This window comes from Kutzneria sp. NPDC051319 (assembly GCF_040682195.1).
Lineage (GTDB): Bacteria > Actinomycetota > Actinomycetes > Mycobacteriales > Pseudonocardiaceae > Kutzneria.
Genome location: NZ_JBFBAM010000011.1, coordinates 15,298 through 36,501, shown reverse-complemented (window position 1 = coordinate 36,501; position 21,204 = coordinate 15,298). Strand labels below are relative to the sequence as shown.

Here is a 21,204-nt window from a genome sequence, read left to right as displayed (position 1 = left end):
AATGCCGGCCACGGCGAGGGAAGCGCATCCAGAGTGTGGGAACTAACGGGAATGTCTGGACAACATGGTCTCGTGCAGCACTTCGACGTGCCGGCAGGTGACTTCCACCGCGGCGACGGCGTCCCGCCGGTCGATCGCCGCCACGAGCTTGGCGTGCTCACGGTTGGATTCGCGGAGGTATGCCAAGGGATACGGCAGGTAGTAGCGGTAGAGCTCCCGCACGACCTCGCCGTACCGCTCGGTCGCGGTCAGGCCGCTGGCCTCGACCACCGTGGCGTGGAACCGCGCGTCGAGCTCGTGGAACTCGGCCCAGCCAGACGCCTTTTCCATGCGCTGCACCAGATCCTCCATCGCCGGCACGGCGTCGTCGGCGCGCCGGATCGCCGCCAGATGAACCAGGCCGGTCTCCAGTGCCAGCCGGTGATCGATGAGCTCGTGCACCTCGGCCCCGGCGCCGGTGTAGGCGGCGATCTCCGCCACCACGCCCAAGGCCGGCTCGGCGGCGACCGACGTGCCGCCGCCTCGGCCGCGTCGTCGCACGAGCACGCCGTCCGAGCACAACGACACCAGGGCCCGGCGCACGGTGATCTCGCCGACCCCGAGCGCGGAGGCGATCTCCGGCCCCGGCGGTAGCGCCTCGCCCGGCGCCAGCAACCCGAGCTCGACGGCCAGCGCGATCCGCGCCCGCACCGTGTCCAGCGCGGACAACCTGCGGATACCGGTCAGCGCGGGCGCGCTCAGGCCGTCCATGGGCGTCACCCTACCGGCTAAAAGGGATCATTTTGAACAGTCTTGTGAAAGTGTTCAACCTGGACTATTTTGCCGACAACGCGGAAGGAGCCGCCGTGCTGTCCACAGTGCTGGTGCAGGCCGAACCGGTGCCGTTCGACCGGCCGCTCGACACCTTCGCCGACGAGCTGGCGGCCGTGCTCGCCGACCACCCGGGCACGCGCCTGGTCATGTACCCCGAGCTGCACCTGTGCGGAGCGGAGAACCCGCGCGACACCGCCGAGCCGTTGAGCGGCCCGCGCACCCGCCGGCTGGCCGAAATGGCCGGTGACCTGGGCATTTGGCTGGTTCCCGGCACCGTCTGCGAGCGGGGACCGTCGGGCGAGGTGTTCAACACCGCCCTGGCCTTCTCCCCCGGCGGCTCGTTGGTCGCGTCGTACCGCAAGATCTTCCCGTGGCGGCCGTACGAGCCGTACGACCCGGGCGACCGGTTCGTCGTCTTCGACATCCCCGACGCCGGCCGCGTCGGCTTCTCCATCTGCTACGACGCGTGGTTCCCGGAATTGACCCGGCACCTGGCGTGGATGGGGGCCGATGTGGTGCTCAACCCCGTGCAGACGACCACGCCCGACCGCGCGCAGGAACTGGTGCTGGCACGGGCCAATGCCATCGTCAACCAGGTTTTTGTGGTCAGCCTCAACGTGGCCGGGCCGTTCGGCGTCGGATCCAGCGTGGTGGTCGGGCCCGAGGGCCAGGTGCTGGCCGAGACGGCCGGCGCCGATCCGGCCGTGCTCGCCGTGACACTGGACGTCGAGGAGGTGGCCCGGGTTCGCCAGCGCGGCACCGCCGGCGTGAACCGCATGTGGGACCAGTTCCGTGACGGCGACGCGCCGATCGAACTTCCGTTGTACCAGGGCAGGATCGACCCCGGCCGGTGGCGGCCGGGTGGAGGTGACCCGCGATGACCGTTACCCTCACCCCGCATCTGCGCCTGCGTGGTGTCGTCCTTTTCGGACTCGCCTACATGGCGCCGCTGATCGTGCTCGGCACATACGGCATCGTCGCCACCACCACCGACGGGACGGTGCCGACCGCCTACCTCCTGGCCACGGTGGCGATGCTGTTCACCGCGGCCAGCTACGGACGGATGGCCTCCGAGTTCCCGGTCGCCGGCTCCGCGTACACCTACGTGCGCAAGGCCATCGACTCCCGCGTCGGCTTCCTGGTCGGCTGGGCGGTGCTGCTGGACTACTTCTTCCTGCCGATGGTGATCTGGCTGATCGGCGCCGCCTACATGTCCGCCCAGTTCCCGTCGGTGCCGAGTTGGCTGTGGGTGCTGGGTTTCATCATTCTCACGACCGTGTTGAACGTGCTGGGAATCCGGGTCGCGGTGACCGCCAACTTCCTGCTGATGGCGTTCCAGATGCTGGTGATCCTGTTCTTCGTGATCCTGTCGTTCGGCCACGCCCCGAGCCTGTTCAGCGGGGTTCCCTTCTACCACAACGGTTCCTCGTTCAGCGGCATCTCCGCCGGGGCCGCCATCGCCGCCTACTCGTTCCTCGGCTTCGACGCCGTGACCACGCTGACCGAGGAGACCTTCGAGCCGCGCAAGACCATTCCCCGCGCCATTCTGCTGACCGCGCTGCTGGGTGGCGTGCTGTTCGTGATCCTGGCCTACGCCACGCAGCTCGTGCATCCCGGCGCCACCTTCCACGACGAGTCCTCGGCCGCGTTCGAGATCGCCACCGACATCGGCGGCACCCTGTTCGCCGCCGTCTTCCTGGCCGGGCTCATGGTCGCCCAGTTCGCCTCCGGCATCGCCGCCCAGGCCGGCGCGTCCCGGCTGATGTTCGCCATGGGCCGTGACGGCGTGCTGCCCAAGCGCTTTTTCGGCTACCTGCAACCGAAGCTGGAGACCCCCGTCTTCGGCATCGTCCTCATCGGACTGATCGGCCTCGGCGCGCTGGCCCTCGACGTCACCACCTCGACCTCGTTCATCAACTTCGGCGCCTTCACCGCCTTCACCTTCGTCAACCTCTCCGTCATCGCCCTGTGGCTGCGACAGCGCGGCTCCGTCCTGCGCAACCTCGTGGTGCCCGTCGTCGGCGCCGCCGTCGACCTCTGGCTGCTCGTCCACCTCGACGGCACCGCCATCACCCTCGGCCTCATCTGGCTCGCCCTCGGCGTCTGCTATCTCACCTACCTCACCCGCGGTTTCCGCCGCCCGCCCCCGGAGGTCACGTTCGAGGATTGATTTACATGATTAATGGAATCGGCTACGGTCGTTTCATGGCCACGACAATCGTCGAAGCGGCCGAAGAACTGATTCCCGAACTGGTGACGTCCGTGGGCGCGCTGTTCGCCGAGGACGGCGGGCGGCACGACCCGCGTATGGACGCCGACTGGCCGCGCCGGGACGGCGCGGCCTACTACCGCGACGTGATCGGCGACAGCGCCGGACTGTGCCTGCTGGCCAGGGCGGACGGCGCGCCGGCCGGCCATCTGGTCGGCCGGCTGCGGACCAGCGAGATCCGCCCAGGCGCGCGCATCGCCGTGCTGGAGAGCATGCGGGTCGGCGAGCAGTTCCGCCGCACCGGCGCCGGCTCCGCACTGGTCACCGAATTCACCGCTTGGGCCGAACGAAATGAGGCCACCGAATTCCGCGTGACGGCCTTCGCCGCGAACGAGACGGCAATCGCGTTCTACCGTTCACACGGATTCACCCCGTTCGAACTGACGCTCCGTCGCGCTTAGACCATCGACCGCAGCACATCGGCCAGCACCGCGGCGTTGCTGATCTCCAAGGCCTTGGTGGCAGTCAGCAAGGTCAGCGTGCCGGTCGTCTCGATCAGCCCCCGCAACGCCGTCTGCCGGTCGGCGGCCGTGAGCTCGGCGCGATAGCGCTCGGCGAACTCCTCGAACAGGGAGGGGTCGTGGCCGTACCAGATGCGCAGTTCATCGGACGGGGCGACGGAGCGGCACCAGCTGTCCAACTGGGCCAGGTCCTTGCGCAGTCCGCGCGGCCAGAGGCGGTCGACCAGCACCCGAACCCCGTCCTCGGGGCTGGGATCGTCGTAGACCCGAGCCACCCGCACCGTGCGCACCCACGGACGATAACTCGCCGAACGCCTCGCGCGCCCGGGAACACACCGCGCGCCATAGGATGCAGCCATGCTGCTGGTCAAGCTCCTGGGCGCGCTGCACGCAGAGATCGACGGACGCGAGCTGGAGCTGGGGCCACCGAAGCAACGGGCCCTGTTCGCGCAGCTGGCGGTGCGGCGCAATCAGGTGGTGTCGCGGACCGAGCTGGTGGACGGGGTGTGGGGCGAGGAACCCCCGGAAAGCGTGCGGGGCATCATCCACACCTACGTCTCGAAGCTGCGGCAGACGCTGGCGGGGGATCGCAAGGCGCCGGCCCGCGACAGCGTGCTGACGAGCGTGGGCTCGGGGTATCGGCTGGCGTTGGAGCCGGAGCACCTGGACGTGTGGCGGTTCGAGCACGCGTTCCAGCAGGCGGGCCAGGCGCGGGCGGCCAACGAGGTGGAGCAGGCGATCGCGCAGTGGGACGAGGGCCTGCGCCTGTGGCAGGGCGAGCCGCTGGCGGGGGTGCCGGGGCCGTTCGCGGAGAGCCAGCGGCAGCATCTGGAGGAGCTGCGGCTGGCGGCGATCGAGGACCGGGCGGAGACGCTGCTGTCGCTGGGCCGGGAGTCCGAAGTGGTCGTGGACCTGCGAACGACCGTTGAGGACAATCCGCTGCGCGAGCGGTTGCGAGCTCTGCACATGATCGCCCTGTACCGGGGCGGGCGGCAGGCGGAGGCGCTGGAGCACCACGACCGGCTGCGCCGGCTGCTGGCGGCGGAGCTGGGCGTGGACCCGGGCACCGAGGTGCAGGCGGTCTACCAGCAGATCCTGGCCAACGACCCGGTGCTGGGCCGCCCGACGCCGCGGGTGACGGTGACGCTGCCCAAGGAGGAGCCGCCGACGCCGGCCCGGGAGGGTCGCAGCCCGTACCCGGGGCTGCTGGCGTTCTCGGTGGGCAACGCGCAGTACTTCTTCGGACGTGAGCAGCTGACGGCGACGCTGGTGGACCGGCTCGGCGATCCGCGTCGGGACGGCCCGGTGGCGGTGGTGGGCGCGTCCGGCTCGGGCAAGTCCTCGCTGCTGCGGGCCGGGCTGGTGCCGACGGTCGAGGGCATGGACCTGGCCACGCCGCGCCGCTGGTCGTGGCTGCTGTTCACGCCGGGCAACAAGCCGGTGGAGGCGCTGGCCTCCTCGCTGGCCCAGGCCACCGGCCGGCCGCCGTCGGAGCTGCTGGCGATCATGCAGGACGACCCGGGCGAGCTGGCCGGCGTGCTGGACGGGTCGGAGCGGCTGGTGGTGGTGATCGACCAGTTCGAGGAGCTGTTCACGCAGTGCGAGGACGAGGCCCAGCGCCGGATCTTCGTGGCGGCCCTGACCGCGCTGAACGCGGCCGTGGTCTACGGGGTGCGGGCCGACTTCTACGGGCACTGCGCCCGCTTCCCGGAGCTGCTGGCCTCGCTCGAACGGGCGGTGGTGGTCGGCCCGATGACGGCGTCGGCGCTGCGGGAGGCGATCGAGCGGCCGGCGGCGCTAGCCGGCCTGGAGCTGGAGCCGGGCCTGAGCGACGTGCTGCTGCGCGATCTCGGGGCCGAGGAGGACACCGGCGGCGTGCTGCCGCTGCTCGCGCACTCGCTGCTGGCGACCTGGCAGGTCCGCGACGGCAATCGGCTGACATTGCAGGGATACGCCGAGGTCGGCGGCATCCATCGGGCCATCGCCACCACGGCCGACGCCACGTATGCCCGGTTCGACCCGGTCGGACGGGACCTCGTGCGACGGCTGCTGCTGCGCATGGTGCACGTCGGCGAGGGCGTCGAGGTGACCCGGGCCCGGGTGGACCGGGCCGGTCTGATCGAGGGCGCCGCCGACCCGGAGACCGCGGCGGCGGTGCTGGACGCGCTGGCCCGGGCACGGCTGGTGACGGTGGATGAGGACACCGCGGAGATCAGCCACGAGGCCTTGCTGCGCTCGTGGCCACGGCTGCGGCAGTGGGTGGCCGACAACCGTGAGGGCCTGCGGCTGCACCAGCAGCTGGCGCGGGACGCCCGGTCGTGGCAGCGGGACGGCCGCGACGACTCGGGGCTGTATCGGGGCGCGAAGCTGGCGATCGCCCTGAACTGGGCGCCGGACGACGGCACCTTGGCCCCGATCGAGCGGGAACTGTTGGACGCCAGCCGTTCCCGCGAGGCCGCCGAGCAGCAGGCGGCGGTGCGGCGGACCCGGCGGCTGCGGCAGCTGGTGGCGGCGTTGACGGTGCTGCTGCTGGTGGCCGTGGCTTCGATGGTTTTTGCCTTCGTGGAGCGGAACACGGCGTTGCAGGAGCGGGCCGACGCCATGTCCAGACAGGTGGCGCTGCGGGCGAATTCCCTGCTGGCGGCCGATCCCGCGCTGGCGGCGCAGCTTAGCCTGGTGGCTTACCGCACCTCGCCGACGACGGAGGCCCGCGGCAGCCTGCTGACCGCGTCGGGCGTGCCGGCGACGACCCGGCTGCTCGGGCACACCGACGGCGTGACGGCCTTGTCGTACGGGGGAAATCTCCTCGCCAGCGCCAGCAAGGACAAGTCGGTCCGACTGTGGGACGCCGGCGCCCGCACCGAGGTCGCGACGGTCCAGGTGCCGAGCGCGGCCTATGGCGTTGCGCTGAGCCGGGACGGCAAGCAGCTGGCCGCCGGCGTCGCCGATGGGTCAATAATCCTGTGGGACGTCAGCAATCCGCGCAGCCCGGCCCAGCTCGCGGTGGCCAAGGGACACACCGACAGCGTGTTCGCGCTGGCGTTCAGCCCCGACGGCAAGCACCTGGCCTCGGCCAGTGGGGACAAGACGGTTCGACTGTGGCAAGTGGACGGTCGTCAGATCAAGCCGGCCGGAGTCCTCAACGGACACGAGAAGACCGTCACCTCGATCGCCTACAGCCCCGACGGCAAGCTGGTGGCCAGCGGCAGCTACGACAACACCGTGCGGCTGTGGAACGCCGCCACCGGCGCGCCGGCCGGCGTCCTCACCGGGCATGCCAACGCCGTGACGGGCGTGGCGTTCAGCCCGGACAGCCGCCGGGTGGCCAGCGCCAGCTACGACGAGACGGTCCGCGTCTGGGACACCGCCGGCGGCTTGGTGTCGACGTTCACCGGCGCCACCAGCTTCCTGGAGGCCGTGGCGTTCAGCCCCGACGGCCGGACGGTCGCGGCCGGCGGCGACGACCACATCACCCGGCTCTGGGACCTGGCCGGCGGCGCCCAGGTCGCCTCGTTCACGGCCCCGGCGACCATCCGCGCGGTGGCGTTCAGCCCGGACGGCTCGTCGGTGGCGACCGGGGCCGCCAACTGGTGCGTGTCGGTGTGGGACGTGCGGGCCGCCGAGGTGAACGGCCATGCGCAGTCCGGCTGGGGCCTGGCCTTCGACAAGACGGGCAAGGTACTGGCCAGCGGTCACTACGACGGCACCGTGCGACTGTGGGGCACCTCGGACCCGCGCCGCCCGACGGCCCTGGCTACTCTGAGCGGCCACAGTGGCCCGGTGACCTCGGCGGCGTTCAGTCCCGACGGGAAGACGCTGGCCAGTGTGAGCTACGACCACACGGCCCGGCTCTGGGACGTCTCCGATCCGGCCCGGCCGACCCTGCTGTCCAGCGTGCCGGCCTCCACCGGGCAACTGGAGGCGGTGGTCTTCGATCCGTCCGGAAAGATGATTGTCACATCTGGTGACGATCACCTGATTAGACTATGGGACGTGACGGACGCGAGACAGGTGACGCCGATCGGGCGGCCACTGGCCGAGCACACCGACGTCGTGAGCTCGCTGGCGTTCAGCGCCGACGGGAAGACCCTGGCCAGCGGCAGTTATGACGGCTCGGCTCGGCTGTGGGACGTCTCCGATCCGGTGCATCCGGTCAGCAGGTCCCCGATCGCCACCAGCCGGCCGGCCCCGATCCGGAGCATCGCGCTGTCGGCCGACGGCCGCCTGCTGGCCACCGGCGGCGAGGACCATGCCGTCGAGCTGTGGAACGTCGGCGGCGCTCCGTCGCAGGTCAGCGCCTTGACCGACCACACCAACACCGTCACCTCGGTGGCGTTCAGCGCCGATGGCAAGTCGCTGGCCAGCGCGAGCTGGGACCGCACGGTGTCCATCTGGGACGTCAGCGACCCGCACACGCCCCAGCTGTCGGCAACCCTGTCCGGCCCGACCGACAACGTGACGGCGGTGACGTTCGATCCGCGTGGCGGCAGTGTGGCCGCGGGCGTGGCCAACGCGCCGAACTCCTTGTGGCAGACCGATCCCGAGGCCGTGGCCCGCCAGGTGTGCGCGACGCGGGGCACCCCGGTCAGCGACGCCGAGTGGCGGACCTATGTGAGCGAGGACTCCCCCACGGACCCCTGCTGACCGTGGAATACTGTCGAGCGCCCAGTAGTTGAGTGTTCAAGTACTGGACGAGTCGAGAGGAGCGACGGACATGCAGTTCGGAATCTTCACCGTCGGCGACGTGACGGCCGACCCCACCACCGGCGTCACGCCGACGGAGGCCGAGCGGATCAAGGCGATGGTCACGATCGCGCTCAAGGCCGAGGAGGTCGGGCTGGACGTGTTCGCCACCGGCGAGCACCACAACCCGCCGTTCGTGCCCTCGTCGCCCACCACCATGCTCGGCTACGTCGCGGCCAGGACCGAGAAGATCATCCTGTCCACCGCGACCACGCTGATCACCACCAGCGACCCGGTGAAGATCGCCGAGGACTTCGCGATGCTGCAGCACCTGGCCGACGGCCGGGTCGACCTGATGATGGGCCGCGGCAACACCGGGCCGGTGTATCCCTGGTTCGGCAAGGACATCCGCCAGGGCATCCCGTTGGCCATCGAGAACTACGCGCTGCTGCACAAGTTGTGGCGCGAGGACGTGGTGAACTGGTCCGGCAAGTTCCGCACGCCGTTGCAGGAGTTCACCTCCACGCCCCGCCCGCTCGACGGCGTGCCGCCGTTCGTGTGGCACGGCTCCATTCGCAGCCCCGAGATCGCCGAGCAGGCCGCCTACTACGGCGACGGCTTCTTCGCCAACCACATCTTCTGGCCCACCTACCACTTCCAGCAGCTGATCCAGCTGTACCGGCAGCGGTTCGAGCACTACGGGCACGGCTCGGCCGACCAGGCCATCGTGGGCCTCGGCGGCCAGGTCTTCATGCGCCGCAACTCCCAGGACGCCGTGCGCGAGTTCCGGCCGTACTTCGACAACGCGCCGGTGTACGGGCACGGGCCCTCGCTGGAGGACTTCACCTCGCAGACCCCGCTGACCGTCGGCAGCCCGGAGGAGGTCATCGACAAGACGCTGACCTTCCGCGAGCACTTCGGCGACTACCAGCGCCAGCTGTTCCTGATGGACCACGCCGGCCTGCCGCTCAAGACCGTGCTGGAGCAGCTCGACCTGCTCGGCGAGATCGTTCCCGTGCTCCGCAAGGAGCTCGACGCCAAGCGGCCCGCCCACGTGCCCGACGCCCCCACCCACGCTTCCTTGCTGCAGAAGAAGGTGTCCGCATGACCACCATCGCCGTCGTGACGGCCGGTCTGAGCCAGCCGTCCTCCACGCGGCTGCTGGCCGACCAGCTCGCCGCCGCCACCCGCGAGGCGCTGGGCGACGCCGAGATCACGGTGATCGAGCTGCGGGACATCGCCGTCGATGTCACGAACAACATGCTGACCGGCTTCCCCAGCCCCAAGCTGTCCGCGGCCATCTCCGCGGTCACCTCGGCCGACGCGCTGATCGCCGTCACCCCGGTGTTCACCGCCTCGTACAGCGGGCTGTTCAAGTCCTTCTTCGACGTGCTGGACAAGGAATCCCTGGTCGGCAAGCCGGTGTTGATCGCCGCCACCGGCGGCTCCGAGCGGCACTCCCTGGTGCTCGACTACCAGCTGCGCCCGATGTTCGCCTACCTGCGGGCCGAGGTCACCCCGACCGGCGTGTACGCCGCCTCGTCCGACTTCGGCAGCCCCTCCCTGCACGACCGGGTCCGCCAGGCCGGCGCCGAGCTCGCCGACCGGGCCCTCGGCCTGCGTTCGGTGGCCAAGCCGGCCGACACCTTCGTGCCCTTCGAGCAGCTGCTGGCCCGGTAGTTCTGACCCGGCAGCCCGTTTCTGACACAGTGGGGCCGGTGAAGATCGAGGTCCTTTCCGACGTCACCGACGAGGTGGCCGCCGCCTTCGCCCGGCTGCTGCCCCAGCTCTCCCGCTCCGCCGCGCCGCTGTCCAAGGCGGCGCTGGCGGGCATCGCCGGCCACGAGGCCACCACGGTGTTGGTGGCCCGCGACGCCACCGGCATCGTCGGCACCCTCACCCTGGTGATGTACCCCATTCCCACCGGCTTGCGGGCCCACATCGACGATGTCGTCGTCGACTCCTCGGCCCGCGGCCAGGGCGTCGGCGAGGAGTTGACGCTGGCCGCCCTCCGCATCGCCACCGAGGCCGGCGCTCGCACCGTCGACCTGACCTCCCGGCCCTCCCGCGAGGCCGCCAACCGCCTGTACCAACGCCTCGGCTTCGAGCTCCGCGACTCAGGCGTCTACCGCTACTCGTCCAAGTAGCGATACCGGTCGTCCCCTGCCATTCGCTCAGGCCGTCCTGCTCGTGGCTGGCGTTCGACTAAAGTCGTACAGCGCGTTCCGACGCAGGATCGATGCCGGGTAACCCGATCAGCCCATAGCTTCGGGTCATGGCACACCTCGCACAGGCCTTCACCATCAGCGACGACCTCGCCGCCCGGGGCATCGGGGTCGGCCTCATGATCGTCCTGATCGCCGTGGGCATCTTCCTGGTCGTCTTCTTCCTGGCGGCGCTGTTCAGCATTCTCGGCGCGGACGTCGGGTGCGGCGGCAAGATCCTGTGGATCCTGGTGGTCCTGTGCCTGCCGTTCCTGGGCAGCCTGCTCTGGTTCGTCGTCGGGCGCCCGCGGCCACGCCCGTACTACTGAAACGTTCCCCATTGATCACCCGTACTTGACCGTCGACCCGGGGACCGGTGGAGTGGCAGGCGTTTGACACCTGTGAAGGAGTCCTCATGACGCTCAGCCGTCGCTCCCTGTTGACGTCGGCCGCCGTGCTGGCGGCCGGCGCCGCACTGCCGGCCGCCACTGCGGGTGCGGCCCCCGGCCGCAAGTGTCCGGCGCCGATCGCCCTGCAGATGTGGTCGCTGAACGACCAGGCCGAGCAGGACCTGCTCGGCACGCTGAACAAGGTCGCGGCCATGGGTTACGTCGCCATCGAAAGCTACGACCTGTACGACAACTCGCCGACGGCGGTGCGCAAGCGCCTCGACTCCCTCGGGCTCGGGCTGTGCAGCTCGCACGCGCCGTTCCCGTCCGGTGACGATGCCAAGTCCATCCTCGACACCTACGCGGAACTGGGTTCGCGCACCCTGGTGTGGAGCCTGGAGCCGGAGGAGTTCGACACCCGCGACGCCATCCTGCGCGGCGCGGACCGGATCAACCAGGCGGTCGTCAACGCCGCCGCGTACGGCATGCGGATCGGCTACCACAACCACTTCGCCGAGTTCCGCAACTCCTTCAACGGCCGCCAGGCCTACCGGATCCTGTTGGACGCCTTGGATCCCCGCGTCGTCATCGAGCTCGACACCTACTGGGCGCAGACCGGCGGCGTCGACCCCGTCGCCGTCGAGCGCTCGCTGGGCCGCCGGCTGGAGTACATCCACATCAAGGACGGCCCGGCCACCGGCATGGACGACTACATGGTGCCCTACGGCCAGGGCGTGATCGACGTTGACGGCGTGGCCCGCGCCAATCCGTCGGTGAAGTGGAACATCGTGGAGATGGACCGCTCGCACTACGACATGTACTGGCTGCTCCAGAACTGCTACGACTACCTCGTCGGGCGCGGTCTGGCCACGGGCCGGCGCTAAAACCCTTTCAGCACACGGAGTCGGTCGGCCCGGGCGCGCCGGGCGACGGCGGAGTCGGGCGCGATGAGCTCGAAGCCGTGCGGACAGCCGGGATGCACGTGGAGCTCGACGGAGGCGCCGGCGGCGGCGATCCGTCGGGCGTAGTCGATGGACTCGTCACGGAAGAGGTCCAGCTCCCCGACCTCCACATAGGACGGTGGCAGGCCCGACAGGTCGGACGCCCGAGCCGGGGCGGCGTACGAGGACACCTCGGGCCCGCCGGCGGCGTCGCCGAGCAGGGCGTGCCAGCCGGTGTAGTTGTCGTCGGCGGACCAGCCGAGGAACGGCGCCAGCGCCGGGTCGTCCGTGGTGGTCCGGTCGTCGAGCATCGGGTAGACGAGGATCTGCCGGGCCACCGGCAGGCCTCGGTCCCGGGCCAGCAGCGCGGTGCCGGCGGCCAGCCCGCCGCCGGCGCTGTCGCCCATCACCGCGATCCGGGCGGGGTCGACGTTCAGTTCGGCGGCATGTTCCACGAGCCAGGCCAGGCCCGCGTAACAGTCCTCGACCGGCGTGGGATGCGGATGTTCCGGGGCGAGGCGGTAGTCGACAGCCAGCATCGGCACGCCGGTGTCGGCCACGTAACCGGCGATCGTCCGGTCGAAATGGTCGACCGAGCTGCCGATCATGCCGCCGCCGTGCAGGTAGACCACCGCGGATCCACTACCGCCGCCGGCGGGCGCGTACCACCGGGCCGGCACGCCGACCTGGTGGTCGGTCCGCACGACGTCAGCGTGCTCGGGCTGGCCGGAGTTGAGGCCCGCCATCATGGCGTTGACGAGGACCCGACGGGACCGCCAGTCGCCACGCGGGGCGGGCGTCGCGGGGCCGTTGTCGCCGGCTTGCAAGCCGGCCAGCGCAGCGGCCACTTCGCTGTCCAGCGCGAACGGCAAGGATGACTCCCGGGCGGTGCTGGTTGATGCGGTGCTGGTTGATGCGGTGCTAGTTGATGCAGGGCACGCCGTCGGCGGTGATGGGCGCGGTTGACGAGCTGGTCTGCGCGGCCGCGGCGAAGGTGTTGAGCTGCAACGACGAGCTGCCGGTGAAGCCGTACTTGGTGTTGTAGTCGGTGCCGAGGTAGACCCGGACATGCCCGGCGGTGACGGAGTCGTCGGCGACCAGCGGGACGCCGCCGAGCGCCTTGGCCACGGCCTGCGCGGCGGCCTTGTCGGCCGACGAGTAGTTGACGCTGGAAGCCTTGCGGGCGTTGGCATTGCCGGTGTCGCCACGGCCGAAGCCCTTGCCGACCAGCTTCTCCAGCACGGTGCTGGCCAGACCGGAGACGCCGGCGCCGTTGCGGACGTCCACAGTGGTCGCCGAGTAGTCGACGGACTTGGGGCTGGCGGCGCCGGACGCGGAGGTGCTGGTGGTGGAGCCGCCGGCGGTGGCGATCGTCTGCTTCACGAAGTCCTGGACCTGGCCGGGGTCGACCTGGACGGCGTCGCCGTCGTGCGGGGTCTGCAGGGTGATGCTGACGATCGGGATCGTCACGAACTTGATGTTGCCGGTGCTCATGCCCTGCAGCTGCTGGGCGAACTGGAGCACGTCCCAGCCCTGGTCGATGACGACGGCCTTCTTCACGGCCTCGATCAGGTTGTTGAGCTTGCCCGGATTGGCCAGCGTGCCGGCGGACAGCACGGTCTTGGCCATGCTGGACATGAAGGCCTGCTGCCGCTTGATCCGGTCGAGGTCGCCGTTGGGCAGGCCGTGGCGCTGACGGACGAAGGCCAGCGCGTTGGAGCCCTCCACCGTCTGCTGGCCGGCCTGGAAGTTGGCTCCGGAGAAGGAGTCCTTCACCGGGTTGATCAGACACACCGGCACGCCGCCGATGGCCTGGCTGATGAAGTAGAAGCCGGCCAGGTTGACCGCGGCGTAGTGGGTGATCTGGAGACCGGTGAACTGCTGGATGGTGGCGATGGAGGTCTTGGCGCCGGCCTCGGCCGCCTTGGTCTCCAGCTCGGCGCCCTTGAGCCCCTGCTTGGACAGCGTGGAGTAGGCGTCGTTGCGACCGTAGCTGTAGGCCGCGTTGATCTTGTGCTTGCCGTACTCGTCGCTGCCGTCGTCGCTGGCGATCTGCACGTACGAGTCGCGCGGGATGGAGATGGCGGTGGCCGCGCCGCCGCCGGCCGGGATGTGGATCACGATCATGGTGTCGGTGGTGTCGCCGCCGTCGTCGCCGCCACCGGCGTGCAGCTGGTTGAGCACGTCCTGGGGCAGCGGGTTGCCCATCGCGTCGGTGCGCGTGTCCAGGCCGACCATGAGGATGTTCTGCTCGGCCGCCGGCGGCACCGCCTTGCCGATCACGTTGGCCGTGGTCAGGCCGTTGAGCTGGGCCAGCTGGGACCACGCGTACCAGGTGCCGCCGAAGACGATCATCGACACCACGACCATCAGCACCTGCACGGTGCGCAGGGCCGGGTTGGTGCGGCGGCGGGCGGGCGGGCGAGGCGGCCCGGCGGGCCGCGGCGGCATCCGCCGCGCGTCGACGCGCTCCGGCATGGCGCGATCCTCCCCTTCTGGTGAAACACGGCCTGGTCAGCGGGGTCGCACGACGGTGCACCCACTTGTCCCTAGGACGTCCATAGTGCCCTGCCGTTGCCCGCCGTGAGATGGCGACCGCCCGTCCGGGCACGCGACCTGCGCAAGCGGCACGTATCCCCCGGGCCTCACCTACTCAACGTGACGACGTCACCTCATCGGGTCAGGGGCAGGCCGAAACGCACGGACACACCGGGTGACCACAGCACGCTGACCGGCGGCTCGGCCGGCCCGGGCACGCCGGCCGCGGCCAGCAGGCCGTCCTGGAGGTCCAGCAGCTCGGCGCGGTGCAGCGGCCAGGACGGGTGCTCGTTCGGCACGTACAGCGTGCGACCGTGCCAGGACACGTGCAGGCCCCAGCGCGCGGTCAGGAAGTGTTCCAGCTCACTCGGCTCGGCGATCGGAGCCCCGGGCAGCACCCGGACCCGGCTGGAGGGCCCGTCGCGGCGCCGGTGAGTGGCGTAGGTGACGACATCCCCCTCGTAGCCGATCCGCATCGACGACCAGATGTAGGGCAGGCGGACGCCGAGCCGGGCGACGAGCACGGGCAGCAGCCGGGACGCGTCCAGCGAGCGGAACACCACTCCGCGCCGGCCGCGAGCGTCCACTGAGTACAGTCGCACGTTCGTCTCCGGGAACGTGCCGAGATACGGCACCCGCCACACCCTCCGCATGCGGAACGGAACCAGCCCGACGTACGTGGTTCCGTCCAGGGTGTCGGGCGCCGTGCCGGGCGGGAGCAGGCCGGCCACCCGGTCCGGCTCCACCGGCCAGTGCAGGAAGGTGAGCTCGCGCCACGCCTGCGTCATCACCGCGCGCCGGAGCGGCCGCGGTGTCGTGACGGTCACGGGCTCGACTTCCATGCCTCCGAGCTTAGACCACACGTTGCCCGAATCTACCCGGCCACCAGTGACTCCAGGGCAGCTTCGCACCGCAAAAAGCGTTGTCCGACAACAGATACATGGAAGTTCTACGTAGATGTGCGTATACGCACGAGGACGCCCGCGAGGTGAGGATCTGTGTCATCACCAGGTCAGACCCCGTCGAGGAGCAACCGAAGCCGTGCGACAGCAAGCAAGCAGGTACCTGGTCGTCAGCGACGCCGTGTACGCCGACGGGGCCGGCAAGCCGGTGCGGCTGGTGCTCAACACCCGCACCTCGCGGGTCAGCACGGTCGGCGACCAGGTGGCACGGGCGCTGCGTCACGGCGACTGCGCCGCGCTGCCGGCGGCGGTCTCCGATCGCCTGTCCAACCTGAAGATCCTCGTGCCCGAGGGCCGTGACGAGCTGACCGACGTGCTGGACGAGCAGCGGGCCCGGGCGCGCTCGACGGCGACGCTGAACTATGTGTTGGTGCCCAACGGGTACTGCAACCTGGGCTGCGAGTACTGCGGCCAGGTGCATGTGCGCGGCAAGACCTCGGCCAACCACCGCAGCGCCGTGCGGGATCGGCTCCTGCGGGCCGTCAACCGGCCGAGCACGCAGGAGGTGCGGATCGGCTGGTTCGGCGACGATCCGCTCATGGCGTACGCGATCGTGCGCGACCTGGCCCGCCAGTTCGTCGAGGCGGCCGACGCCGCCGGCGTGCGCTACCGGTCCCGGCTGACCACCGACGGCGCGCTGCTGACCCTGCGCAAACTCCGTGTCCTGTATGAGGAATGCCGGGTCGACTCGGTGTGCGTGACGATCGACGGCATCGGCGATCCGCGCCGTCAGCACGACCGTGTGCTGGCGGTGCTGGCCGACGTGGTGCGGCACGCCGACGAGTTTCCCAAGCTGGGCCTGACGATTCGCGGCACGCTCGACGTGGCCGACATCGATCATGTGGACACCTTCATCGACGCCATGGTCAAGGCCGGGCTGAACCACCCGATGGTCGAGTTCGACCTGCGGGTGGTGCACGCGTGGAGCAACGACATGTCGGCGCCCCGAGTGGCCCGGCAGCGGTTCGCGGCGGCGGAACCCCGGTGGCTGCGGCGGATGCACGAGGTCGGGATGGTCACCCGGACGCTGATCCCGGCCCAGCTGCGGGGTCCGATCTGCCCGGCCGTGACCCGCAGCGCCGAGGTGATCAGCAGCAGCGGCGCGATCTTCTCGTGCACCGAACACCCGCTGGTGCCCGAGCACGAGCAGGGTGACGTGCTGGAGCTGGTGGAGCACGCCGACCATGACCGGCAGCGGCCCGCCGGGCGCTACGACGACTGGCACGACCGGGTCAACCGCGGCGAGCAGAGCTGCGCCGGCTGCGTGTTCCTGCCGGTGTGCGGCGGCAGCTGCCCGAAGCACTGGGGCGAGGGCAATCCCCCCTGCCCCAGCTACAAGTTCAACATCCAGCAGCGGCTGGAGCTCGAAGCGTCGCGAACTGGCCTCGTTCCGCTATTGACGTGACCAGCCGGACCTCGGTACTGAGGTGGTATGAGCGGCGAAGGGCACATCGCGTTCGGCGAACACCAGACCTGGCACCGGGTAACGGGTGAGCTCGGCTCAGGTGGTGTGCCCCTGGTCGTGCTGCACGGCGGCCCAGGCTGCACCCACGACTACCTGCTGCGTCTGACATCGCTGGCCGGCGACCGGCCCGTGGTGCACTACGACCAGCTCGGCAGCGGCCGTTCCACCCATCTGCCGGGCGCCCGCCCGACTTCTGGACGGTGGAGCTTTTCCTGTCAGAACTGGACAATCTGCTGCACGCGCTGGGCATCGCCGACCGCTACGCGCTGCTCGGGCAGTCCTGGGGCGGCATGCTGGCCGCTGAGCACGCCGTGCGCCGGCCGGCCGGGCTGCGCGGGCTGGTGATCGCCAACTCGCCGGCGTCCATGCGCCTGTGGTCGGCCGCTGCGGACCGGCTGCGCGCGGAGCTGCCGCCGGACGTCGAGAAGACGTTGCGCACGCACGAAGCCGACGGCACCACCGACAGCCAGGAGTACAAGGACGCCGTGGACGTCTTCTACGAGCGGCACGTGTGCCGGGTGGTGCCGATGCCGGCCGAGGTGGCTGCCACGTTCGAGGCGCTGGACGCGGATCCGACCGTCTACCACGCGATGAACGGGCCCAGCGAGTTCCACGTCATCGGCAGCCTCCGGGACTGGTCGATCATCGACCGGATCGATGCCGTCGCGGCGCCGACCCTGCTGGTCAGCGGCCGGCACGACGAGGCGACACCGGAGACCGTGCAGCCGTACTTCGACCGCATTCCCGATGTGCGGTGGGAGATCTTCGAGGAGTCCAGCCACATGCCGCACGTGGAGGAACCGGAACGGTTCGCCGAGGTCGTCGGCGGCTTCCTGGGGACGCTGTCGTGAGCGAGCTGTCCGACTTCGGCTACCGACAGGAGCTCAGGCGCTCGCTGCGGCTGCGAGACCTGTTGGTGTACGGGCTGATCTTCATGGTGCCGATCGCCCCGTTCGCCATCTTCGGCGTGGTGTTCAACGCGTCCAAGGGCATGGTGCCGCTGACCTACGTCATCGGCCTGGTGGCCATGGTGTTCACCGCGTTGAGCTATCGGGAGATGAGTCGCGCCTTCCCGGTCGCCGGCTCCGTCTACACCTATGCCGGCCGTGGCATCGCGCCGTGGGTCGGCTTCCTGGCCGGGTGGGCGATTCTGCTCGACTACCTGCTCGTGCCGACCCTGCTCTACGTCACCGGCGCCGCCGCCCTGGGGACTGTGCTGCCGGCCGTGCCGCAGTGGCTGTGGGTGGTGGTGTTCGTCGCTTTGAACACCGCGGTGAATCTGGCCGGCATCGAGACCACAGCCCAGGTCAACCGGTGGTTCCTGATCGTCGAACTGGTCGTGTTGGCGATCTTCGTCGTAGCCGCGGTCGTCGCGGTGTCGGCCCGCGGCGCCTGGTCGTTCACGCCGTTCTTCAACGCCGCCGAGTTCTCCCCCGGCCTGGTGTTCGCGGCACTGTCCGTCGCCGTGCTGTCCTTTCTCGGCTTCGACGCCATCTCCACCCAGTCCGAGGAGGTTCAGGGCGGGCCTCGGGTCGTCGGGCGGGCGACCATGGTGTCGCTGTGCCTGGTGGCCGTGTTGTTCATCGTGCAGACCTGGCTGGCCGCGCTGTTGGTGCCCGGCACCACCGAGTTCGTCGGCCAGGACGCCACCAACCAGGCCTTCTACCACGTCGCCGGCCTCGCCGCCGGGCCGTGGCTGACCGTCCTGGTGGCCGTCGTGTCGGCGCTTGCCGCCGCCGTCGCCAACAGCCTCGTCGCCCAGAACGCCACCGCCCGTCTGCTGTTCTCCATGGCCCGGGACCGCACGCTGCCGCCCTTCCTGGCCCACGTCAACGAGAAGCGCCGCGTCCCCGAGCGGGCCGTGCTGCTCGTCGCCGCCGTCAGCCTCATCCTCGGCATCTTCTTCGTCGGGCAGATCGAGTTCCTCTCCACCCTGGTCAACTTCGGCGCCCTGTTCGCCTTCCTGATGCTCCACGTCTCCGTCGCCGTCTACCACCTGATCAAGCTCCGCCAGCGCACCTTCGGCATGCACCTGGTCGTGCCCCTCATCGGCTTCGTGATCATCGGCTACGTCCTGTGGAACGCCGACCCCGCCGCCAAGATCGGCGGCCTCGTCTGGCTGGCCATCGGCCTGGTGGTCATCCTCGTCCGCACCCTCACCCGCCGCCCCATCACCCTCCCCGACCTCTGAACCCCCGCGAGTCCCGCCCAGCGTCACACCGAAACACGTTTTCAGGCAGAACCGCGAGTCCCGCTCTCGGGCCACCATGCGTCGAGTTCCGAACCGCCCACGCCTGGTGTCACACCGAAATACGGTCAGCCGCTGGCCTCGCGTCGTAGCTCGGGGTGTCCGCCATCCTTGGCAGCGGTCCCCATCCGCCCGTCGCCGGCGGTGCGAATCTGCCCGAAACCGTATTTCGGTGTGACGCTAAGAGCTCGTCTCACGTGGATCTTGCCTGGCCGCTGTCATGATCAGACGTTGTGACGGATGCGTTGTCGCAACGGCTGGTTGCCCGACGAGTTGTGGGCGCTGGTCGCGCCGTTGGTCCCACAGTTCACGCCGCGTCGGCAGGGCGGTGGGACGACACCGGTGGACGACCGGGCGGTGTTCACCGCGATCGTGTTCGTGTTGACCAGCGGCTGCGCCTGGCGGCATCTACCGCCGTCGTTCGGGGTCACGGTGCCGACCGCGCACCGCAGGTTCACCGAGTGGACCAAGGCCGGCCTGTGGCCACGGGTGCATCGGGCGGTCCTGGACGAGTTGGGCGGCCAGGGCTTGATCGACTGGTCGCGGGTGGTGGTGGACGCGGCGGCGGTACGCGCGAAAAAAGGGGATCGTTGACCGGTCCGAGCCCAGTAGACCGCGGCAAGCCCGGCTCGAAGATCCACGCCCTGGCTGATCGGGCTGGCCTGCCGTTGTCGGTCGCGGTGTCGGCGGCCAACACCAACGACGCCTACGGGCTCAAACCGTTGGTGCGGGCCATCCCGGCGGTGAAATCTCGGCGTGGTCCCCGCCGACGCAAGCCCGACAAGCTGCACGCGGACAAGGCCTACGACACCAAGGAGTTACGGGCGTGGGTACGTGATCAGGGGATTGCGGTGCGGATCGCCCGCAAGGACACCGAGTCCAGCACGCAGCTAGGCCGGCATCGGTGGGTCATCGAACGCACGATCGCCTGGTTATTCGGGTACCGCCGACTCGCGGTGCGGTACGAGCGCAAGGTGAACCACTTCTGCGCGTTCCTGACGTTGGCGGCGGCCTTGACCTGCTTCAAGAGGCTAGCCAAGGCCACCACGTAAGACACCCTCTAAGCGGGACTCGCGGGGGTTGGGGTGGTGGCGATTTCGGCTAGCAGGGAGGACTTCGCGGCGGCGGGGAGGAAAGAGGCGTCAACGGCGTTGCGGGCCAGTTGGCGGAGGTCCCCTGCACCCAGGCCGAACGCCTCCGCCACGGCGAGATACTCCCCCTCCAAGGTCGCCTCGAACATGGGCGGGTCGTCAGTGTTGAGGGTGACGATGACGCCGGCGGACAGCATGCGGCCCACGGGGTGGTCGGCGATGGTGGCGACCTGCTGGGTGCGGAGGTTGGAGGTGGGGCAGACCTCCAACGGGATGCGGTGCTCGGCAAGGTGGCCCAACAGCGCGGGATCGTCGGCGGAGCTGGTCCCGTGGCCGATGCGCTCAGCGGACAGGTCGCGAACGGCGGACCAGACGGTGGCCGGGCCGGAGGTCTCGCCGGCGTGGGGAACGCTGTGCAGACCGGCGTCCAGGGCGGCGGCGAAGAACGGCGCGAACTGGGCGCGAGGGACGCCGACCTCGGGTCCGCCGAGACCGAAGCTGACGAGGCCGTCGGGCCGCTCGGTGAGGGCGAAGGCGAGGGTCTCCCGGCCGGCGACGAGGCCCTTCTCGCCGGGAATGTCGAAGCACCAGGCCAGATCGACACCACGACGGGCGGCCTCGGCCCGACCGGCCGCGAGACCGGCCAGCAGCTCATCGACGGGCATGCCGTCGACCATGTGGTTGTACGGCGTGACGGTGACCTCCGCGTAGCGGACGTTCTGGCTGCGCAGCGAGTCGGCGAGGCCGAGGACCAGGGTCTCGATGTCGTGCCGGTCGGTGAGCATGGACTGTACGGCCCAGTACACCTTCAGGAAGTGCGGGAAGTCGCGGAAAGTGAAGAATTCTCGCAGTTCGGCCGCGTCTGTCGGCACCCCGGCCGAGGGGTGCCGACGGGCCAGGGCGAGCACGGTGTCGACGCCGGCCGAGCCGACGAGGTGGACGTGCAGCTCGACCTTGGGCAGGGCATGGATGAACGCGCGCAGGCTGTCGCCGGGCATGGCTGTGCTCCCTGAGCAGAAACGGTTGTGGGGACGGAAGAACGGCCGGCGACTCAGGGAGCGAGGTCGCCGCGTTCGGTGTCAGCGCCGTAGAGCGGCAGCTTGAAATCCGTCACGCCGCCGACGGTAGCCGACGATGCCG

At 70.0% G+C, this 21,204-nt stretch carries 18 protein-coding genes and 1 pseudogene; 13 read left to right on the top strand and 6 right to left on the bottom strand.

What is annotated here, in order from left to right; genetic code table 11:
* Positions 1-42 precede the first annotated feature (42 nt).
* On the bottom strand, positions 43-750 hold the full coding sequence (locus tag AB0M73_RS13640; protein WP_363890786.1) for an FCD domain-containing protein: 708 nt from the start codon (positions 748-750) through the stop codon (positions 43-45).
* A gap of 50 nt (positions 751-800) precedes the next feature.
* Here AB0M73_RS13640 and AB0M73_RS13635 point away from each other — a divergent pair, with 50 nt between their 5' ends.
* The 3 genes from AB0M73_RS13635 to AB0M73_RS13625 are packed head-to-tail and all read left to right on the top strand — an operon-like array spanning position 801 to position 3,483.
* Positions 801-1,694 (top strand): carbon-nitrogen hydrolase family protein, encoded by an 894-nt coding sequence (locus tag AB0M73_RS13635; RefSeq protein ID WP_363890784.1) that lies wholly within the window; start codon positions 801-803, stop codon positions 1,692-1,694.
* Positions 1,691-2,983 carry an APC family permease gene (locus tag AB0M73_RS13630; RefSeq protein WP_363890782.1) on the top strand — a complete coding sequence of 431 codons (1,293 nt, stop codon included), beginning with the start codon at positions 1,691-1,693 and terminating at the stop codon, positions 2,981-2,983. Before AB0M73_RS13635 ends, AB0M73_RS13630 begins: the two co-directional genes overlap by 4 nt.
* Positions 2,984-3,018: 35 nt before the next feature.
* Positions 3,019-3,483, top strand: a complete 465-nt coding sequence (locus AB0M73_RS13625; protein WP_363890779.1) for a GNAT family N-acetyltransferase — start codon at positions 3,019-3,021, stop codon at positions 3,481-3,483.
* Here the strand turns inward: AB0M73_RS13625 and AB0M73_RS13620 are convergent.
* Positions 3,480-3,833, bottom strand: coding sequence for a DUF488 family protein (locus tag AB0M73_RS13620; RefSeq protein ID WP_363890777.1), 354 nt, complete (start codon positions 3,831-3,833; stop codon positions 3,480-3,482). The two genes, AB0M73_RS13625 and AB0M73_RS13620, sit on opposite strands and share 4 nt — an antisense overlap.
* 67 nt (positions 3,834-3,900) lie before the next feature.
* On the opposite strand from AB0M73_RS13620, the gene AB0M73_RS13615 reads away from it, so the two are divergent.
* From AB0M73_RS13615 to AB0M73_RS13590, 6 genes are all read left to right on the top strand, one after another.
* Positions 3,901-8,187 (top strand): BTAD domain-containing putative transcriptional regulator, encoded by a 4,287-nt coding sequence (locus AB0M73_RS13615; protein WP_363890774.1) that lies wholly within the window; start codon positions 3,901-3,903, stop codon positions 8,185-8,187.
* Between the two features lie 70 nt (positions 8,188-8,257).
* On the top strand, positions 8,258-9,334 hold the full coding sequence (locus tag AB0M73_RS13610) for an LLM class flavin-dependent oxidoreductase (RefSeq protein WP_043716236.1): 1,077 nt from the start codon (positions 8,258-8,260) through the stop codon (positions 9,332-9,334).
* The gene (locus tag AB0M73_RS13605) at positions 9,331-9,906 is read left to right on the top strand and encodes an FMN reductase (protein WP_043716239.1); all 576 of its coding nucleotides are present in this window, start codon (positions 9,331-9,333) and stop codon (positions 9,904-9,906) included. The genes AB0M73_RS13610 and AB0M73_RS13605 overlap by 4 nt, the downstream gene beginning before the upstream one ends.
* Before the next feature lie 38 nt (positions 9,907-9,944).
* Positions 9,945-10,373 carry a GNAT family N-acetyltransferase gene (locus AB0M73_RS13600; protein WP_363890769.1) on the top strand — a complete coding sequence of 143 codons (429 nt, stop codon included), beginning with the start codon at positions 9,945-9,947 and terminating at the stop codon, positions 10,371-10,373.
* Between the two features lie 128 nt (positions 10,374-10,501).
* Complete coding sequence (locus tag AB0M73_RS13595; protein WP_363890766.1) at positions 10,502-10,759, top strand: PLD nuclease N-terminal domain-containing protein; 258 nt, start codon at positions 10,502-10,504, stop codon at positions 10,757-10,759.
* A gap of 86 nt (positions 10,760-10,845) precedes the next feature.
* Positions 10,846-11,703: a sugar phosphate isomerase/epimerase gene (locus AB0M73_RS13590; protein ID WP_363890763.1), complete on the top strand. Its 858-nt coding sequence runs from the start codon at positions 10,846-10,848 to the stop codon at positions 11,701-11,703.
* On the opposite strand, the gene AB0M73_RS13585 is transcribed toward AB0M73_RS13590, so the two are convergent.
* The 3 genes from AB0M73_RS13585 to AB0M73_RS13575 form a co-directional block, all read right to left on the bottom strand.
* Positions 11,700-12,632 carry an alpha/beta hydrolase gene (locus tag AB0M73_RS13585; RefSeq protein WP_363890760.1) on the bottom strand — a complete coding sequence of 311 codons (933 nt, stop codon included), beginning with the start codon at positions 12,630-12,632 and terminating at the stop codon, positions 11,700-11,702. The two genes, AB0M73_RS13590 and AB0M73_RS13585, sit on opposite strands and share 4 nt — an antisense overlap.
* A 49-nt stretch (positions 12,633-12,681) precedes the next feature.
* Positions 12,682-14,238 carry an LCP family protein gene (locus AB0M73_RS13580; protein WP_363890758.1) on the bottom strand — a complete coding sequence of 519 codons (1,557 nt, stop codon included), beginning with the start codon at positions 14,236-14,238 and terminating at the stop codon, positions 12,682-12,684.
* 194 nt (positions 14,239-14,432) lie between these two features.
* Positions 14,433-15,140 (bottom strand): DUF2071 domain-containing protein, encoded by a 708-nt coding sequence (locus AB0M73_RS13575; RefSeq protein WP_363890755.1) that lies wholly within the window; start codon positions 15,138-15,140, stop codon positions 14,433-14,435.
* Positions 15,141-15,339: 199 nt separating this feature from the next.
* Between AB0M73_RS13575 and AB0M73_RS13570 the strand changes: the two genes are divergently transcribed.
* From AB0M73_RS13570 to AB0M73_RS13555, 4 genes and pseudogenes are all read left to right on the top strand, one after another.
* Complete coding sequence (locus AB0M73_RS13570; RefSeq protein WP_363890752.1) at positions 15,340-16,665, top strand: SPASM domain-containing protein; 1,326 nt, start codon at positions 15,340-15,342, stop codon at positions 16,663-16,665.
* Positions 16,666-16,802: 137 nt separating this feature from the next.
* Complete coding sequence (locus AB0M73_RS13565) at positions 16,803-17,576, top strand: proline iminopeptidase-family hydrolase (protein ID WP_363891052.1); 774 nt, start codon at positions 16,803-16,805, stop codon at positions 17,574-17,576.
* Positions 17,573-18,916, top strand: a complete 1,344-nt coding sequence (locus tag AB0M73_RS13560) for an APC family permease (protein ID WP_363890749.1) — start codon at positions 17,573-17,575, stop codon at positions 18,914-18,916. The genes AB0M73_RS13565 and AB0M73_RS13560 overlap by 4 nt, the downstream gene beginning before the upstream one ends.
* A 290-nt stretch (positions 18,917-19,206) precedes the next feature.
* A pseudogene (locus AB0M73_RS13555) lies at positions 19,207-20,025 on the top strand (IS5 family transposase).
* 8 nt (positions 20,026-20,033) lie between these two features.
* Here AB0M73_RS13555 and add read toward each other — a convergent pair.
* On the bottom strand, positions 20,034-21,062 hold the full coding sequence (add, locus tag AB0M73_RS13550) for an adenosine deaminase (RefSeq protein WP_363890746.1): 1,029 nt from the start codon (positions 21,060-21,062) through the stop codon (positions 20,034-20,036).
* Positions 21,063-21,204: the final 142 nt, after the last annotated feature.

Excerpts from the sequence above, each read along its gene's own strand:
- AB0M73_RS13630 (WP_363890782.1), top strand. The coding sequence starts at position 1,691 with ATGACCGTTACCCTCACCCCGCATCTGCGCCTGCGTGGTGTCGTCCTT.
- add (WP_363890746.1), bottom strand. The coding sequence starts at position 21,062 with ATGCCCGGCGACAGCCTGCGCGCGTTCATCCATGCCCTGCCCAAGGTC.
- AB0M73_RS13590 (WP_363890763.1), top strand. The coding sequence starts at position 10,846 with ATGACGCTCAGCCGTCGCTCCCTGTTGACGTCGGCCGCCGTGCTGGCG.
- AB0M73_RS13595 (WP_363890766.1), top strand. The coding sequence starts at position 10,502 with ATGGCACACCTCGCACAGGCCTTCACCATCAGCGACGACCTCGCCGCC.
- AB0M73_RS13580 (WP_363890758.1), bottom strand. The coding sequence starts at position 14,238 with ATGCCGGAGCGCGTCGACGCGCGGCGGATGCCGCCGCGGCCCGCCGGG.
- AB0M73_RS13640 (WP_363890786.1), bottom strand. The coding sequence starts at position 750 with ATGGACGGCCTGAGCGCGCCCGCGCTGACCGGTATCCGCAGGTTGTCC.
- AB0M73_RS13610 (WP_043716236.1), top strand. The coding sequence starts at position 8,258 with ATGCAGTTCGGAATCTTCACCGTCGGCGACGTGACGGCCGACCCCACC.
- AB0M73_RS13625 (WP_363890779.1), top strand. The coding sequence starts at position 3,019 with ATGGCCACGACAATCGTCGAAGCGGCCGAAGAACTGATTCCCGAACTG.
- AB0M73_RS13575 (WP_363890755.1), bottom strand. The coding sequence starts at position 15,140 with ATGGAAGTCGAGCCCGTGACCGTCACGACACCGCGGCCGCTCCGGCGC.
- AB0M73_RS13605 (WP_043716239.1), top strand. The coding sequence starts at position 9,331 with ATGACCACCATCGCCGTCGTGACGGCCGGTCTGAGCCAGCCGTCCTCC.
- AB0M73_RS13615 (WP_363890774.1), top strand. The coding sequence starts at position 3,901 with ATGCTGCTGGTCAAGCTCCTGGGCGCGCTGCACGCAGAGATCGACGGA.